Consider the following 15,901-nt stretch of genomic DNA (forward strand, 5'->3'; position numbering starts at 1 on the left):
ATACGCCAGTGTACCGGTACGCCATCGTATCGGTACACTGGCGTATCGATGAACGGGAACATGCGGGAACCGGAACAGCACGCCGTCCGGCCACCCCTGATACGCGAGCTCTTGCTGATCGTGGGACTTTTCCTCGTCTACAAGCTCGGGCGGCAGCTGGCCAACGGCCACACCGCCGAGGCCTTCCACAACGCCGACCACGTGTGGAGCTTCGAGCGTGCCGTGCACCTGCCCGGCGAGGGCGCGGTGCAGGACGTCCTGCTGAGCAGCGACACCCTGGTGCACGCCGCGAACGTCTATTACGCGTCCGTGCACTTCCCGGCGACGATCGCGCTGCTGGTCTTCCTCTACCTGCGCCGCCCGCGCCACTACCTGTGGACGCGGCGCGTGCTCGCCGCCCTGACCGCGGCGGCCCTCGTGCTGCATCTGACGTTCCCGCTGGCCCCGCCGCGGATGCTGGGCGCCGCGCACCTCGTCGACACGGCGCAGGTCTACGGCCCCTCGGTCTACGCCGCCAAGCCCGCCACGGACACCATGGCCAACCAGTTCGCCGCGATGCCCTCGCTGCACTTCGGCTGGGCCCTGATGGTCGCGATCGGCCTGGTCGCCGCGACCCGCTCGCGGTGGCGCTGGCTGTGGCTGCTGCACCCGCTGTTCACGCTGCTCGTGATCGTGGGCACCGCCAACCACTACTGGCTCGACACGATCGTGGCGGCGCTGCTGCTCGGCGCCGCGCTCGCGGTGATCCGGCTGCCGCGCGCGGTCGACGCGACCGGCTTCTGGCGCCACCTGTTCCCGGTGCCCGCGACCGCGCCGCACATCGTGGAGTCCCGCCGCACGCCGACGCCGTGGACGCCGACGCCGACCATGTTCCGTACGCCGCCCGACGCGCTCACGGCCGCCGATGTCCTCGGCTCGGCGACGCCGACACACGTACCCGTCGAGGTGATCCCCGCTCCGGCCTCCACCTCGGCGGCGAACGCCCCGGAGCCCGCCGCGAGCCTCGCGACCGGAGCGGCACGATGACCGCCACGCTCCTCGCCGTCGCACTCTCCCTCGTCTCCGCCGTCGCCTACGCCGCCGCGGCCGTGGCCCAGGAACGCCTCGCCGCCAGGTCCGGGGCGGGCGTGCTGCGGCTGCTCGGGACGGGCACCTGGTGGTGGTCGGTCGGGCTGAACGCCTCGGCCGCGCTGCTGCACGTCGCCGCGCTCAAGTACGGTCCGCTCACCCTCGTCCAGCCGCTCGGCGCGCTCACCCTCGTCGCGGCGGTGCCGCTGGGGGCGCGGGTGGCCGGACGGCATGTCACGGCGGGCGAGTGGCGGGGCACCGCGCTCACGCTCGCGGGCCTCGCCGCGCTGCTCGTGACGGCGTCGGGCCCCGCCCCCGACGACACGCTCTCGCTGCCCGAGGCGCTCGGCGTGGCCGGGGTGACGGCGGCGCTGATCGGCGTGCTCTCACGGCGCGGCGCGAAGCCGGGCCTGCGGCACGCCACCGCGTCCGGGGTCGCGTCGGGCGTCGCGTCCGCGCTCACGCAGACCGTGACGGTGGCGGTCACCGACCGCACGGGTCCGCTCCTGGACGTGCGGGTGATCGCGGTGGCCATGCTGGTCGCGGCGTTCGCGGCGGGCGGCCTGCTGCTCTCGCAGACGGCCTACCAAGGCGGCCTCGGCGCACCGCTCGCGATGGTGACCCTGGCGAACCCGGTGGCGGCATCGGTCATCGGCCTGGCGCTGCTGGGCGAGCGCCTTCAGGGCGGCGCGGCGGGCTGGAGCCTCGCGGCGGTGGGCGCGATCCTGGCAACGGGCGGCGTGGTGTTGCTGACCCACACTCAGTATCAAGCCCCGCCGGCGATTGAGGCGCGGGGTCCGGGGCAGAGCCCCGTGACCGCGACCCCGTAGGACCGCAACGCGGACCGGTCACCCCAACCCGCGGGAGTCCTGCTTCAACGCCGTGTCCACCGTGAGCGCCGTCGCCACGACCAGGCTCAGCAACGGTTCCGGCAACTGATAGTGCACCTGCAGCACATAGTTGTCCGCGGTCGTGAACATCGTCTTGGCGAGCCCCTCCCACGTCTTCGTGATCCGTGCGACCTCGTGGTTCGCGTGGTCGACGATCGCGAAGTTCCAGGCCCGCCAGTTCTCCGCCTTGATCGCACCGACCTGCTGCCCGTTCGCGGTCATCGCGAAGTTGATCTTCCCGATGGCGTTCTGCTGGACGATCTCGCCGACCGGCGAGCCGTCGGGGCGCTCCACGAGCACCTTCGACTTGATGAACTTGGCCGGCCGCGTGAGCACCAGGTGCGGCTGCCCGTACGCGTCGCGGATCTCCAGCCGATGCGTCATGTACTGGTCGACGCTGGCGACGAAGCGCAGCGCCTTCTTCATGGCGCTCTGGCCGACCTGGACGACGGAGCCCAGCTGGTTGCCGTGCTGATCCATGACGCTGTACTCGTTCGTCAGCTCGATCAGCTTGGCCTTCTGGTTCACCACGAGGACCGGCTCGGTGAACAGCGTGCCGCCGCCCTGCGCGTGCTGCTGCGCGGGAGCCTGCTGCTGCGGCACCTGGCCCGCTGCCTGCGCCGGGGCCTGTGGCTGGGCCTGTGCCGGGGCGGCGTGCGTGTGCTCGGTCCACTGGGCGCCGTCCCACCACCGCAGGGACTGGGGCGTTCCCTGCGGGTCCGGGTACCAGCCTGCGGGGATGTTCGAATGCGTCGTCACCCACGCACAGTACCGCGCCGCCCCACCGGCGCTTCCAGCCTCAGCGCACCCCCTCCCACAGCCCCCGTTCCGCCGCCCGCGGGTCGTCCTCGACGCGGCAGGCGCCCGTGTCGAACACCATGGTCGACCTCTTCCCCTCCGGGTCGTACGCGGCCCAGCCCGGGTCCCCGGACGCGGCGAACGCGACCCACGCGCCGTGCATCGCGCGCGCCAGGTCCGCCGGGGCGTCCTTGCCCGCGAGCGCCGCGTAGTCCGGGTCGTCGACGCGGTCGAAGACGAAGCCGAGCTCCAGGGCGTGGCAGGCGCCGAGCTCGCCGCCGAACTGCGAGGACCGCCAGGCGAACTCGTAGACGTGCGAGCCGGGCACGGACTCGGCGAGCCGCACCGCGGGGATCCGCCAGAACCAGTCGGTGACGACGGCGTCGAGAAGTTCGCCGGGGCTCGCGTCCGGCCGGCTCGCCCGGTACCCCGCGAGGTCGGCGCCGAAGGCCTCGGCGCCCCGCTTGAGCCGCTCCTCGCTGATGGTGGTGAAGCGCCCGGTCGGCACCATGTAGAGCCGGTTCTCCTCCCGGTTGCTGCCGACGAGGATGTCCACGCCCAGGTCGGGACCCGGCAGCGTGCGCTCGTCCGCGACCGGCTCGAAGACCATCCCGTTCAGCGCCGCGTCGCCCCAGACCGCCGGGTCGGGCCGCCGCCGGAACTCGTCCGACAACGCGCCCTGCGCCGCCACCAGCTCCGGCAGCGGCACCGCCGCGAAGGCCTCCGCGGTGTGCGCCACCCCGAGCCGCTCCGCCAGCCGCTCCCCGATGCGGCGCGCGGTGTCGGGCCGCACGAAGTGGTGGCAGGCCCCGCTCTGCAGGATGGCGCGCCGGAACAGGCCGCGGGCGCGCGGCTCGACGAGCAGCCGGCCGATCGCCACGCCGCCCGCCGACTCTCCGAACACGGTCACCCGGTCCGGGTCCCCGCCGAACGCCGCGATGTTGTCGCGCACCCATTCCAGCGCGGCGATCATGTCGAGCAGTCCCCGGTTGTCGGGCGCCCCCGGCAGGTGCAGGAACCCGTCCACGCCGAGGCGGTAGTTGACGCCGACGAAGACGACTCCGTCGCGGGCGAAGGCGTCGCCGCGGTAGCCGGAGGAGTTCGCGGAGCCGTTGGAGAAGGACCCGCCGTGCAGCCACACCATGACGGGGAGGCCGGCGCCCGGGCCCGGCTCCGGGGTCCAGATGTTCAGGTTGAGGCAGTCCTCGCCGTCCTGGCTGGTCTCCGGGATCAGCGCGTCGAACGGCGGGGCGTACGGGGCCTTGGGCGCGGTCGGCCCGTACTCGGTGGCGTCGCGTTCCCCGGTCCACGGTTCGGCGGGTTCGGGCGCGGCGAAGCGGCGCGGGCCGAACGGGGCGGCGGCGTACGGCACTCCGAGGAAGGCGGCGATCCCGTCCTCGATGCGGCCGCGCACGGTTCCCTGCCTGGTGACTGCGGTGGCGTCGGTCATACGGTGCGGCTCCCTCGGCGCTGGCGGGCGGCCGGCCCGGTGGGCGGTCGGCCACTCCTGTCGTACCCCCAGGCCACCGCCCCGTAAAGATCACTGCGGGGTCGTGTCAGCCACACCCCGCGCCGCCGAGGGCGCAGCGGCCGTCCTCGCCGGCCGCGGTGACGGGCCCGAAGGGGCCGCCCGCGAGCCACTGGGCGACGGCGCGGCCGATGGGCTGCCCCGTCTCGATCTCGATGAAGCCGAACTGGCCGGACTGGTTGCACTCAAGGAACCACCAGATGCCGTCGGCGTCCTCGGCGAAGTCGAATGCCCCGTACGCCAGTTGGGCGCGGGTCAGATAGGCCCGCACCGCGTCCGCGACGCGCCGGGGCACGGGTATCGGGCGCCAGGGGCCCGCGGCGGCGTCGAAGCGGACGTCGTCCACGGTCGCCTCGTCGCTGTGCGGCGCCTCCTCGGCCTCCGGCGAGCTCGACGCGCGTGCCGCGAACAGCCGGTCGCCCACGCAGGTCAGGCGGATGTCCGCGGCCCTGCGCACCCGGCGCTGCAACAACGTCGGCCCGTTCGCGACGTCCTGGTAGTCCTCGCCCGGGCGCACGCGCGTGGTCGGCACGGCGAGCCCGGCCTCGTCGGGGTGCTTCCCGGAGACCGGCTTCACGATCAGGTCGGGGTACCGCTCGGCGAACTCACGGGCGGCGCGCGGGAAGGTGGTGATCAGCGTGGCGGGCACGGGGAGGCCGCAGGCGCGCGCCAGCCATAACTGCCACGGCTTGTAGCGGGCCTGGCGGGCGGAGTCGGGGTGGTTCATCCAGCGCGCCTCGGTGCACCGCAGCATCCCGTACAGGGACTGCGAGGCCTCCTCGGTGAGCCAGGACGACGCGGCTTCCGCGCGGGCGGCGGGCACGCCGGGGCGGCGCACCCAGATCGAGCGCAGGCCGCTCATGCTGACGACCCGCCCACCGACCGAGAGATGGCCGTGGAACGCGCCGTGCGCGAACTCGCCCGACACACCGACGCCGCCCGGGAGTTCGGCGGGGTCGAGGCGCAGGACGGGGATTCCATTGGCGTTCAATTCGACGACGGCCATGTCGGCCGTCACATCCTGTTCACTCGTCAGGATCAGCACGGTCATTTCCGCAGGGCCGTTCAGTCGTCGAAATGGGTTTTCGAGCCCGCGGTGGAGGTGGTGGCCGCGAACTCCCGCAACACTGCGTAGTCACGTGCCGCCACTGCGCCGTCGGCCAGCACGTTCAACTGCAGTGTCGCGTCGTACATATACGGCGCTCTGACCTCTGCCTCTCGCGTGGGGCGGGCATAGTTCAGTGCGAACGGTCGCATGAGCTCTCCTAGTTGGGGGTTCGCCAAGTCAAGCGCATGGTGACTCTCCGACGTCACACCTCCAGCGAATTTCTCGGTCTCGTTTTGGGTAAGACGCGTCACACCCAGGAGGAGTTCATTCCGCCACGCAGCGTGATGACGCAACGTCAGGCAGGTAATGACCGGGCATTGCAGGGGCTTTGCGGCCACTCCACCTATACGGCGCCTTTACAACCCTTTACATCTCTGGGCGCGGCCGTACGGCGACAATCCGCCACCCTGTCCGAACATCCCCTGCGCGCACCGGTCGTGGGGCAGGGTGATCCCATGACCCGGCACAAGAAACGGCACAAAAGACGCTCCGCGCTGACCCTCGCCACCGCCCTGGGCGCTCTGACGCTCGGCGCGACCACGGCGTCGGCCGCCCCCACCTGGACCGAGACCGGCACCTCGCACGTGAACTCGCTGACGGGCAGCCAGGGTCTGGCGTCCCGCGCCGACGGGACGCTCCTGTACCGGGGCCTCGGCTCGATCCCGCTGTCCCTGCGCGTCGCGGGCTGGACGCACGTGGGCGACCCGGACGTGGCGCAGGGCTACACCTTCGACGCGTACCAGGGCGGCGACTCGGCGACGTCGAAGATGTTCGCGGCGACGTCCCCGTCGGGCAAGCGCACCACCTACGAACACGCCCTGGACCCGGGCGAACTGCTCAACAACTCGTTCGCCTCCGTCTCGCCCGACGGTCAGTGGCTGGTGTCCGGCGAATGGGGCACGGGGGACACCCTCCAGGTCTTCCCCACGCCGGTCCTGAACCCCTCCGCGCCCGGACCCGGTTCCGATCTCCCGCAATCCGGCCGGATATCGCTCGACAAACCGGTCACGAACATCCAGGGCTGCGACTTCACCGACGCCACCCATCTCCTCTGCTCGTCCGACGCGGCGACCAAGGAGGTCCTCGACATCGCCCTCGACCGCCCCCTCGACGGCGCCCCGGTCACCGCCCACGTGACCACCGCCTTCGCCATTCCCCAACGCAGCGTCTGCAAGGGCACGTTCGAGTCCGAGGGCATCGACTACGACACGACACGGAAGACCCTCCGCGTCGAGATGGTCCCACCGGCCCCGTGCCTGGTGACGACGGCCGTGATCGCCTACGCGCGCGGGTGATCCGCGGGGCATCGTTAGCCACGCTCAACGTGCCTTTAGGGATCGATCATTGTTGGCGTCCGGCGGAGGCTGCCAGCGTGTCGGGGCAGGAGGCCACCGCCTCCCCGCCCCGACACCCGAGGAGCCCCGCCATGCCCCGCCGCGAACAGGTCGGCTTCACCCGCGATTCGGCCAAGCTCGCAGGACACCTCTTTCTGCCCGACGCTCCGTCCACCGGCGACGGCGACGCCGCGCCACCACCCGGCGTCCTGGTCGCCGGCACCTGGACCAGCGTCAAGGAGCAGATGGCCGACCGCTACGCCGAGGAACTCGCCCGCCGCGGCTTCGCGGCCCTCTCCTTCGACTTCACCGGATACGGGGCGTCCTCCGGTGAGCCCCGCGACGTCGAGTCCGCCGCACTGAAGGTCCAGGACCTGCGCGCGGCGGCCGACTTCCTGAGCGGCCACCCGGCCGTGGCCGAGGGGCCGTTGGGCGTCCTCGGAGTCTGCGCGGGCGCGATGTACGCGAGCGCCTTCGCCGCCGGGGACCCCAGGGCCCGCTCGCTCGCCCTGGTGGCACCGTGGCTCCACGACCGGCGCATCTGCGAGGAGAACTACGGCGGTCCGGAGGGCATCGCGGCGAAGAAGGCGGCGGCCGCCGGGGCCCGGCGCGCGTACGAGGAGCGTGGCGAGGTCGCCTACGTGCCCGTGGTGAGCGGCAGCGACCCGGACGCGGCCATGCCGTTCGACATCGACTTCTACCTGAACCCGGAGCGCGGCGGGATCGAGCGGTGGCCCAACCGGTTCGCCGTCATGGCCTGGACCGAGTGGCTGGACCTGGACGCCGTCGCGCTCGCCCCGCGGGTGACCGTTCCGACATTGCTCGTACACAGCGAGGACGCCGCCATCCCGGACGGTGCGCGCCGCTTCCACGAACAGCTCGCGGGCCCGGGGGACTTCCTGTGGACCGAGGGCACCCAGTTCGACTTCTACGACCAGGCGCCCCAGGTCGACTTCGCCGCCGACGCGACCGCCGAGCACTTCGCCCGCACCCTCTGACGCCTCCGAGCCCAAGGAGCAAGACATGTCCGACCTGTCCGAGACCAAGCTCGCGATCGCCGAGACCTGCACCAGGATGGCCGTGCACGCGGACCGCCGCGAATGGGGGCTGCTGCGCGGCCTGTTCGCCGACAAGGTGCTCCTCGACTACACGAGCCTGGGCGGCGGCGAACCCGTCCAGCTCACCCCCGACCAGATCGTCGACGCCTGGTCGGCGACGCTCGGCGGGTACGACGCCACCCAGCACCTGATCGCCAACCAGCTGGTCCAGGTGGACGGCGACCGCGCCGTGTGCACGGCCTCCTTCCAGGCCACCCATCGGCTCGCCACCCCGCACGGGTCCCCGCTGTGGACGCTCGGCGGCGACTACCGCTGGGAACTGACCCGCGCCGGCGCCCGCTGGCTGATCAACTCCGTGGTGATGACGGCGACGTGGGGCGACGGCAACAAGGACCTCTCCGCACAGGCCGCCGGCTGACACGCGCCTCGACCGAACCCGCCTCAGGAGTGCCCTGGTGAAACCCACGCCCACGTCCGCTGCCGCTTCCGAGGCCGCAGCCGCTCCCCCGGTGACACCGGCCGGCGGCTCCCGCGTCGTCCTCGGCGCCGCCCTGCTCGGCTTCTTCCTCATCTCGCTGGACGCGCTGATCGTCACCGTGGCCCTGCCCGACATCGGCCGCAGCCTCGGCGGCGGCATCTCCGGCCTGCAGTGGGTGGTCGACGGATACGCGCTGCTCTTCGCCGCGCTGATGCTCTCCGCGGGCGCCCTCTCCGACCGCATCGGCGCGCGCCGTGCGTACGGCGGCGGCCTCGTCCTGTTCGCCCTGGCCTCCGCCGCCTGCGGCCTCGCGCCGAACCTCGGCGTGCTGGTCGTGGCACGCCTGGTGCAGGGCGGCGCCGCGGCCGTCATGATGCCCGCCTCGCTCGCCCTGGTCCGCCAGGGCTTCCCCGACCAGGCGAGGCGGGCCCGGGCGATCGCCGTCTGGACCGTGGGCGGCGCCATCGCGGTGGCGGCGGGACCGGTCCTCGGCGGGGCGCTCACCGCGACCGTCGGCTGGCGGTGGATCTTCTACGTCAACCTGCCCGCGGCCCTGTTGGCGCTGGCTCTGCTGACCCGGGTCCCGGCCTCCCCGCGGCGGCCCGCCCGCCTCGACCCGGTCGGGCAGATCACGGCGGTCGCCGCGATGGGCTCACTGACGTTCGGGGTGATCGAGGGCGGCGACCAGGGCTTCGGCCGGCCGCTCGTCGTGGCGTCGCTGCTCGTGGCCGTGGCGGCGGCCGCGGTCTTCCTGCTCGCGCAGGCCAGGGGCGCCCACCCCATGCTGCCCCTGCCGCTGTTCCGCTCACGGGTGGTGGCGGTGTCCCTGCTGGTCGGTTTCATGCTCAACGCCGCCTACTACGGAGGGGTGTTCGTCTTCAGCCTCTACTTCCAGGAGCAGCGCGGGCAGTCGGCCCTGCACACGGGTGTCCTGTTCATTCCGATGACGGCCCTGGTCGCGGTGGTGAACCTCGCCTCGGCGCGCCTCGCCGCGCGGTTCGGACCACGCGTCCCCATCCTGGCGGGCCAACTGACCGGAACCGCGGGCCTGTTGGCGCTCCTCACCGTCGGCCCGCACACCGGTGTGTGGACGGTGGCGGCGCTCATGGTGCCGGTGGGCCTCGGCGGCGCGCTCGCCGTCCCGGCCCTGACCGCGATGCTCCTCGACGCCGTCCCCGCCGACCGGGCCGGCACCGCCTCCGCCGTCCTCAACACGGGCCGCCAGATCGGCGGGGCGATCGCGGTGGCGGTCTTCGGCGCGCTGCTCGCGGGGGCGGGCGCCTTCGCGGCGGGTATGCGGTGGAGCATGCTGGTCGCGGCGGCCGGTCTCGCCGTCACCGCCGCGGCGACGCTGACGCTGCCGCATCACCGAGCCGCGGCAGCGTCGCCGCGGCGGTGACCGCGCCGACGAACGCCCGGAGTACGGCCGAGTCCCCCGCACCCCGCCACATCAGCACGTACTCGACGGGCGGCGCGCCGTCGAACGGGACGAACACCAGCTCGGGTCGGCCGAAGTACTCCCCCGCCCTGACGGTGGCGACCGTGGCCCCGCGGCCCGCGCCGACCAGTGAGAGCACCCCCTCCCAGTCGACCGCGCTCGGCCCGTGCTCGATGCGTCGCCCCGCGGGAGTACGGCGAGGGAAGAATGCCTCACTCCAGGCCCGGGACACGCCTGTCGCCGTGACCAGCGGCAGGGCGGCGAGGTCCTCCAGTGACACCGTGTCCCGTGCCGCCAACGCGTGCGCGACGGGCACCACCAGGGCGCGCCGCTCGGAGAACAGCAGCGGCCCCACCGTGATACCGGGATCCTCGACGGGCAACTCGGCGACCAGCAGGTCGACTTCCTCGTCCCGAAGCGCCGCGACGGCGATGTTGTACGTCACCCCCCGCAGTTCCACGCCACACCGGGGATGGAGGGCGGAGAAGGCGTCCGCGGCCTCGACGAGGAGTGCCCCGGACCACGGAGCGGTGAACCCGACACGCAGCACACCGCCGATCCCCCGGCAGGCCGCCGAGGCGTTGGCGACGGCCTGCTGCAACTGCTCGTAGGCGGGGCGCAGTTCGGCGTGCAGCTGCTCGCCGACCGGGGTGAGCACCACTCGACGGTTGCCGCGGTCGAACAGCGCACCGCCGATGCGGCGTTCCAGCTGCTTGATGGTCTGGCTGACCCGGCCGGGCGACACGAGGAGACGCTCGGCGGTGCGTGTGAAGTGCAACTCCTCGGCCAGGGCCAGAAACGTCTCGATCTCATACCGCTCCACTGCCCCCACCCACCCGTCAACGGTCCCGCCGCCGAGTAAATGCGCACGCGAGCGCGCCTGTCCAGCCGCTTTGCCGAACCCGGACGATCACGCCCGCCGCACGCCCCGTACCACGACGGTCAACCGCGCCGAAATGGAATTTTCCCGCACATTGACCGCCTGAATTCACACTGAATTCTTACCCTCCTCAGGCACCCGAATCCTGATTGGCGAGAATCGAACTCGCCATGCCATCCTACCGACCATGACGACAGGCCAACTGCAGCAGGACCTGCCGATATCGGCCCCTGCACGAAATGCGCTGAGCAAGGTTCCGGAAGTGACGGTCTACTTCTGGATCATCAAATTGCTGACCACCGGAATGGGCGAAACACTCTCGGATTATCTGGCCCACATACTCGACCCGATGATCGCCGTCTGCCTCGCGGGCGCGGCCCTCCTGGTCATGATCGTCGTACAGTTCACGGTCCGCCGCTACGTCGCCTGGATCTACTGGACCACGATCGTGATGGTGAGCGTCTTCGGCACCATGGCGGCCGACGTGCTGCACGTCGGCCTCGGCGTCCCCTACGTCGAGTCGGCCCCCGCATTCCTGGTCATCCTGGCCGCAATTCTCTGCCTCTGGTACGCGTCCGAGAAAACGCTGTCCATTCACAGCATTCGCACGCGTCGCCGCGAGGGATTCTATTGGGCGACCGTTCTTGCGACTTTCGCGCTCGGCACCGCGGCCGGAGATATGACGGCCGGAACTCTGGGGCTCGGCTACGTCGGTTCGATCGTCCTTTTCGCCGTCGCGATGGCCGTGCCGGCTCTCGGCCACTGGAAGCTCGGCCTGGGCGCCATTCCCGCGTTCTGGTTCGCCTACATCGTGACGCGGCCGCTCGGCGCGTCGGTCGCGGACTGGATGGCGACCTCGACCGCCCACGGCGGCCTGGGCCTGGGCACCGGCCCCGTCAGCCTGTACTGGCTGATCGCCATCCTCGGTTTCGTCGGCTATGTTGCGGCCACGCGAAAGGACGTGGCCTGACCGCACAAGGGCTCTGACCCACCGTCAGGATCATGGCAGAGACGATCAGGACCTCGGCGCCGCCCCGGCACCCCGTTCGACAGCTGATGGCCGCCTCCGTCGGCAATGCTGTCGAGTGGTACGACTGGTTCTCTGAAACGGGCGCGCGGACAGCGCCAGGACACATTCTCCTGCCGGGTCGAGGTTGCAGGTGCGGCAAGGCAAGACTGCAGAGGTTTCGTCCTACTCGACGCCAGGCTTGGCGAACCTAGCGATTCCGGGGCGGCCCGTACGGCTTACCCGCGGGGCGGGGAGCACGTCACCGCCCCGCGGACGGACGACACGTTCCCCGGACCGTCCCCGCAGGTGTGGGGGCACTATTCCCGGCCTGCACCACTGCTAACGGCACGGTTGCAGCACAGCTTGGCCGACACCACGCCGACATCGACTTGGCGCACCGAATCGGCGTCATCGCCCAAGCCCATGACGCCGAGTTTCTCGACGGATAGCCGGGCATGACGAAGCGCTCCTCCCGCCCGAAGGCGAGTGGAGCTACTTCAGTTGGCGACTTCGTACCCCAGGGCAGGGTCCCTCGGATGAATTCCCTGACGAGACAGCGGGCGGGAACTGATGAAGGGTTGATGGGACCGCTCCCACTTCATTGCGAAGTGGTGAGCAATTCCCCCGCTGAAAGGAGCATCCGAATGCGTCGTCACGTTCTACGTGCTGCCGGCCTTGCCGTGGCCGCAGCCGCTCTCTCCATCGCTTCGCCTGCGATCGCCCAGGCTCACGCGGCAACCGGTCACGTCGCCTCGAAGCCGTCCGATGGCGATGACTACCGACGTTGCGTGCAGGCCGGTCTGAACTTCGGGATGCCGGCTGACCAGGTCTTCAAGAGCTGCATGTACGCGCTCGACCGGTAATTCGGCACCGCGTGTATTGCTGGTGTCCAGGCGGACAAACGGCTCGGACACCAGCAATGCCCCATCTACTCACCGACGTAGAGCCTCGTATACAGCAACCCCGAGCGCGGTGACACTGGCCAACGCAGCGACACGATGTCCGAGTTCGTCAACGCCGTTCCCGGTCTGGTCGGTCCGTTGCAGCGCACTGTCTCGCAACACGTGATCACTGACGTGTGGTGGCGAGTAGTTTTTGGACAGATGCTCGACGCCCCCTCGAATTCGCCCCGGCGCGGGGGCGCTTCCGCGTCAGCAGAGCATGCTCTTGAACTGGCGGTGCGGCGGCGTCATCACCTGGCCGCCGGCCTGGCAGGGCCCCGGAGCGTTCCCTGGTTGTCCGGTTGCATCATGTGATGCTGTGCCACCCAGGAGACTGGGTCCAAGGTGGCGGCCGATGTGGAGGGTATGGGGCTGCATACCACCGTGGGCACGCGTATCGGCGGGCCAGGACTCGTCCGTCATCGAAAGGAGCTCGCGCGCAGCATGACCAGCAGGAGCGTTCCTCAGGCTGACCCCGCGATGGTCCCCGCTCCGTCGCCTGCCAACTCTGCACCATAGGCCGACCGTCCCGCCATCGCCATGATCAAGGCGAGCGTACTGCCCCTGACAGGCGCACCGTCCTGCGAGCCTGCGGAAAACGGACCGTCGGTCGCAGACAGACGCAACCCTCGCGTCCGTCGCTTGCTCGGCACCGTCATGTTGGAGCGTTGGAGGTACTGGGCGACGTACATCAGCGTCGCGATCGGGTAGTTGCGCTGGATCCGCAACGGTCGCCGGATATCCTCACCGTGCACGATCACCTCGCCCAGCGCCGCGACGACAGGAATCGGTGCCTTGGTCTTGCTGGTGACCGAGCAGCGAAACCGCTCGAGCGTCTCGCCGTGGTCAGCGCCGAGCTGCTCAGCGAGCCGGTAGGCGACCATGGCGTCGAAATCGAAGCGGCACCGGATCACGCCCGCCATCCAGCGCACAGGCCCCAGGCTCGCCCCTGACGTCAGATGCGCGACGACCTCGCGGACCGTGAATTCAGTGCACAGCGATCCCGTATCCCACTGCGTTTGGTTCAGCCCCGCCAGGTCCTCCGCCAGCGCCGCTCTCTCCTCATGCACCATCGCCCAAAGCTCGGACTCACCCATGGCTGTCCCTTCTGTCCTTCCTCAGCTGCTGATCGGCGCGGCTCGAGTGCCCTCCAGCTCCCGCTCCCGCTCCACTGCGGTCCGGCTCATCGAAGTGTCGACCGGACCCGGCATGTGCGGGGTACTTGGAGATCATCGAGCTCTTCACACTCAAGACCAGCAAGGACGCCGTGCACGTCGCTCCATCCTCTCCCATGCCCTTGGCAAACCCTGTGCGCGCCTTGCCTGACCGCGCCCTCCACACCCGCGGAATCCGCAGTACCCATGGGACTTCTTTGTGTCCCGGCCGAGGTGACGGACCGGCGTGATCCACGCGGTGTGCGCCACCGAGCACGCCGGGCCACGACTCCCTTGTGACGATCTGCGAATGGGCCAGACGCCGCCCCCAGAGAACTGCGTGACGCCCATGCCGACGTCGATCCTGGCGAACTCACTCGAGCCGGCGACCAGCGCCTGGCCGCCCTGGCGCGGAACACCGCAGACGAGCCGAGCGCGCTGACGCCCCACAGGCTGCCCGAACGCGAGCGGGGCCGCGCTCACCGCGCCGCGGCCCCGCAACCGCCCCACGTCAGCGCCGCCGACGCTTCGACGCGGACGGCAAGTGCTTGCGCGGAACCAAGCGCCCCGGTGGCAGCCAGGCCTACCTGCGGTCCGCCGTGCGCCACCACGACACACTGACAGCGGCGGCCCGCGAGGTCGGGGCCAGGACCAACGAGATTCCCGAGTTCCAGCCCCTACTGGAGCAAATCGCCGACGCGGGGGCCCGTGATCACTGGAAGATCGAGAACTCCGTCCACTGGATCAGGGACGTCGTCTTCGGCGAGGACGCCCGCAAGATCCGAACCCGCAACTCCCCCGCAATAGTGGCCCCCTGGGAGACACCGTCCGCAGCGCCCTGCGCGCGGTCAGCTGGATCAACACCGCCAGCGCACGCCGCGCCCACACCGACCCCGCCGCCATCCTCACTCTGCACGGCACCACATGATCAAACCGGACAAACAGGGAACACTCCGGGGCCCCCGGCCGGTCTGAGCGCCCAGCGCCTGGTAACCGGCATCGGCCAGGATCTGCAGGTCACGGCGTTGGTCGAGCAGTTCCACAAGCCCTGCGTTGCAGGCCTGCCTGGTGTCGGGGCAACTACCAGGCCGCAGGGCGCCTCCGAACAACAACTGCCCCTGGGTATCAGTGATCACCAGGACCTTAATCGCGTTCTGCTTGCTCCTGCCGGAGGCGTAGCGGTCGACTCGACCCGCCGCCCGGCCACGGCCGGTATGTCACCCCCGGGGCAACTGCACCGCGACCTCGAGGCGTGTCACGGCTACCATCCCGTCGGCGCTCCCGCGTCCTTCTATCTGTTCCACCAGTTGCCCTGCCGCCACCCTGCCGAGTTCTTCGCCGTCGACGTCGATCGAGGGCACCCCGCTCATGCCGAGTGCGTCGAGAACGGAGCGTTCCGCGCTGATCAGCATGTCGTCCGGCACTCGTACGCCTCGGCGCTCAAGTGCCGTCAGCAGCCCCAGCCCGACCGAGGTGGCGTAGGGGACCACCGCGGTGACCCCGCTGCCGAGCACGGACTCCGCGCTGTGTACTCCGGCGGTGAAGGTGGCCGGCACCGGACCGAGCACGGTCAGTTCGCTGCGCCCGACCGCAGCCTCACGGACCGCCTCGTGGCGGCGCAGGCTCTGCCAGGAGCCGTGCGGGCCGCCGAGGTACGCAATGTGCCGGTGGCCGGCCTGGGCGAGGTGGTCGATGACCCGGCCGAAGGCGCGGGCGGTATCGGCGGATACGGACGGCAGGCCGGGGACCTCTCGGTCGATGAGGAGCGTGGGGGCGAGCCGGGCCACGGTCCGCAGGTCCTCGTCACCGCCGCGCGGGGCGGTGACGAGGAATCCGTCGACCTGCCGGGCCAGCCGGGCGAACGCTTCGTGGTCGTCGGCCTGTTGGACCACCACCGTGAGTTGGACACCCGCCTCGGCCGCGCGGGCCTGCGCGCCGTTGATGATCGGAGTGAAGAAGCCGTTCTCCAGGTCGGGCACCACGAGCGCGATGAGGCCGGTGCGACCGTGTGCCAACGCCCGCGCCACCCAGCTGGGTTCGAAGCCCAGCGCCTGAGCCGCGTCATGGACCCGGTCGATGGTCGCCTGGGCGACGAGGTGCGGCCGGCTCAGGGCGCGTGACGCCGTCGACTTGGCCACTCCGGCGCGCCGTGCCACGTCGCCGAGCGTCGGCACCGGGCTCGCGCCCCCTGTGGGTTTCACCGCTACTCCTGTTCTC

The 15,901-nt window shown here is 70.9% G+C and carries 15 protein-coding genes and 1 pseudogene; 7 read left to right on the top strand and 9 right to left on the bottom strand.

Annotation, left to right across the window (positions count from 1 at the left end):
* Positions 1-48 precede the first annotated feature (48 nt).
* Together ACP4E5_RS10600 and ACP4E5_RS10605 are read left to right on the top strand one after the other, a co-directional pair.
* Positions 49-1,026, top strand: coding sequence for a phosphatase PAP2 family protein (locus ACP4E5_RS10600; RefSeq protein WP_425827305.1), 978 nt, complete (start codon positions 49-51; stop codon positions 1,024-1,026).
* Positions 1,023-1,898, top strand: a complete 876-nt coding sequence (locus ACP4E5_RS10605; RefSeq protein WP_425827307.1) for a DMT family protein — start codon at positions 1,023-1,025, stop codon at positions 1,896-1,898. The genes ACP4E5_RS10600 and ACP4E5_RS10605 overlap by 4 nt, the downstream gene beginning before the upstream one ends.
* A gap of 18 nt (positions 1,899-1,916) precedes the next feature.
* Here the strand turns inward: ACP4E5_RS10605 and ACP4E5_RS10610 are convergent, their stop codons facing one another.
* From ACP4E5_RS10610 to tgmA, 4 genes are all read right to left on the bottom strand, one after another.
* Positions 1,917-2,717: an LURP-one-related family protein gene (locus tag ACP4E5_RS10610; protein ID WP_425827309.1), complete on the bottom strand. Its 801-nt coding sequence runs from the start codon at positions 2,715-2,717 to the stop codon at positions 1,917-1,919.
* A 40-nt stretch (positions 2,718-2,757) separates the two neighbouring features.
* Positions 2,758-4,206 (bottom strand): carboxylesterase/lipase family protein, encoded by a 1,449-nt coding sequence (locus ACP4E5_RS10615; protein WP_425827311.1) that lies wholly within the window; start codon positions 4,204-4,206, stop codon positions 2,758-2,760.
* A gap of 106 nt (positions 4,207-4,312) precedes the next feature.
* Positions 4,313-5,335, bottom strand: coding sequence for an ATP-grasp ribosomal peptide maturase (tgmB, locus tag ACP4E5_RS10620; RefSeq protein WP_425827313.1), 1,023 nt, complete (start codon positions 5,333-5,335; stop codon positions 4,313-4,315).
* Positions 5,336-5,349: 14 nt separating this feature from the next.
* Entirely contained in the window at positions 5,350-5,541 is a 192-nt protein-coding gene (tgmA, locus tag ACP4E5_RS10625) for a putative ATP-grasp-modified RiPP (protein ID WP_266715696.1), read from the bottom strand.
* 306 nt (positions 5,542-5,847) lie between these two features.
* Here tgmA and ACP4E5_RS10630 point away from each other — a divergent pair, with 306 nt between their 5' ends.
* From ACP4E5_RS10630 to ACP4E5_RS10645, 4 genes are all read left to right on the top strand, one after another.
* Entirely contained in the window at positions 5,848-6,687 is an 840-nt protein-coding gene (locus tag ACP4E5_RS10630; RefSeq protein ID WP_425827315.1) for a hypothetical protein, read from the top strand.
* 131 nt (positions 6,688-6,818) lie between these two features.
* The gene (locus tag ACP4E5_RS10635; protein WP_425827317.1) at positions 6,819-7,724 is read left to right on the top strand and encodes an alpha/beta hydrolase; all 906 of its coding nucleotides are present in this window, start codon (positions 6,819-6,821) and stop codon (positions 7,722-7,724) included.
* A 25-nt stretch (positions 7,725-7,749) separates the two neighbouring features.
* Complete coding sequence (locus ACP4E5_RS10640) at positions 7,750-8,202, top strand: nuclear transport factor 2 family protein (RefSeq protein WP_425827319.1); 453 nt, start codon at positions 7,750-7,752, stop codon at positions 8,200-8,202.
* 37 nt (positions 8,203-8,239) lie between these two features.
* A complete protein-coding gene (locus ACP4E5_RS10645) occupies positions 8,240-9,661 on the top strand; it encodes an MFS transporter (RefSeq protein ID WP_425827321.1) in 1,422 nt (473 codons plus the stop codon).
* On the opposite strand, the gene ACP4E5_RS10650 is transcribed toward ACP4E5_RS10645, so the two are convergent.
* Entirely contained in the window at positions 9,597-10,523 is a 927-nt protein-coding gene (locus ACP4E5_RS10650; protein ID WP_425827323.1) for a LysR family transcriptional regulator, read from the bottom strand. The two genes, ACP4E5_RS10645 and ACP4E5_RS10650, sit on opposite strands and share 65 nt — an antisense overlap.
* Before the next feature lie 244 nt (positions 10,524-10,767).
* Here ACP4E5_RS10650 and ACP4E5_RS10655 point away from each other — a divergent pair, with 244 nt between their 5' ends.
* Entirely contained in the window at positions 10,768-11,550 is a 783-nt protein-coding gene (locus ACP4E5_RS10655; protein ID WP_425827325.1) for a COG4705 family protein, read from the top strand.
* 698 nt (positions 11,551-12,248) lie between these two features.
* Here the strand turns inward: ACP4E5_RS10655 and ACP4E5_RS10660 are convergent.
* From ACP4E5_RS10660 to ACP4E5_RS10675, 4 genes and pseudogenes are all read right to left on the bottom strand, one after another.
* Positions 12,249-12,503, bottom strand: coding sequence for a hypothetical protein (locus ACP4E5_RS10660; protein WP_425827327.1), 255 nt, complete (start codon positions 12,501-12,503; stop codon positions 12,249-12,251).
* A gap of 491 nt (positions 12,504-12,994) precedes the next feature.
* Positions 12,995-13,627, bottom strand: coding sequence for a maleylpyruvate isomerase family mycothiol-dependent enzyme (locus ACP4E5_RS10665; RefSeq protein WP_425827329.1), 633 nt, complete (start codon positions 13,625-13,627; stop codon positions 12,995-12,997).
* Between the two features lie 962 nt (positions 13,628-14,589).
* Positions 14,590-14,844, bottom strand: a pseudogene (locus ACP4E5_RS10670) (transposase family protein); the annotation flags it as partial.
* Between the two features lie 57 nt (positions 14,845-14,901).
* A complete protein-coding gene (locus ACP4E5_RS10675; RefSeq protein WP_425827330.1) occupies positions 14,902-15,885 on the bottom strand; it encodes a LacI family DNA-binding transcriptional regulator in 984 nt (327 codons plus the stop codon).
* Positions 15,886-15,901 lie beyond the last annotated feature (16 nt).

It is taken from the genome of Streptomyces fractus, assembly GCF_049844455.1.
GTDB classification, from domain to species: domain Bacteria; phylum Actinomycetota; class Actinomycetes; order Streptomycetales; family Streptomycetaceae; genus Streptomyces; species Streptomyces fractus.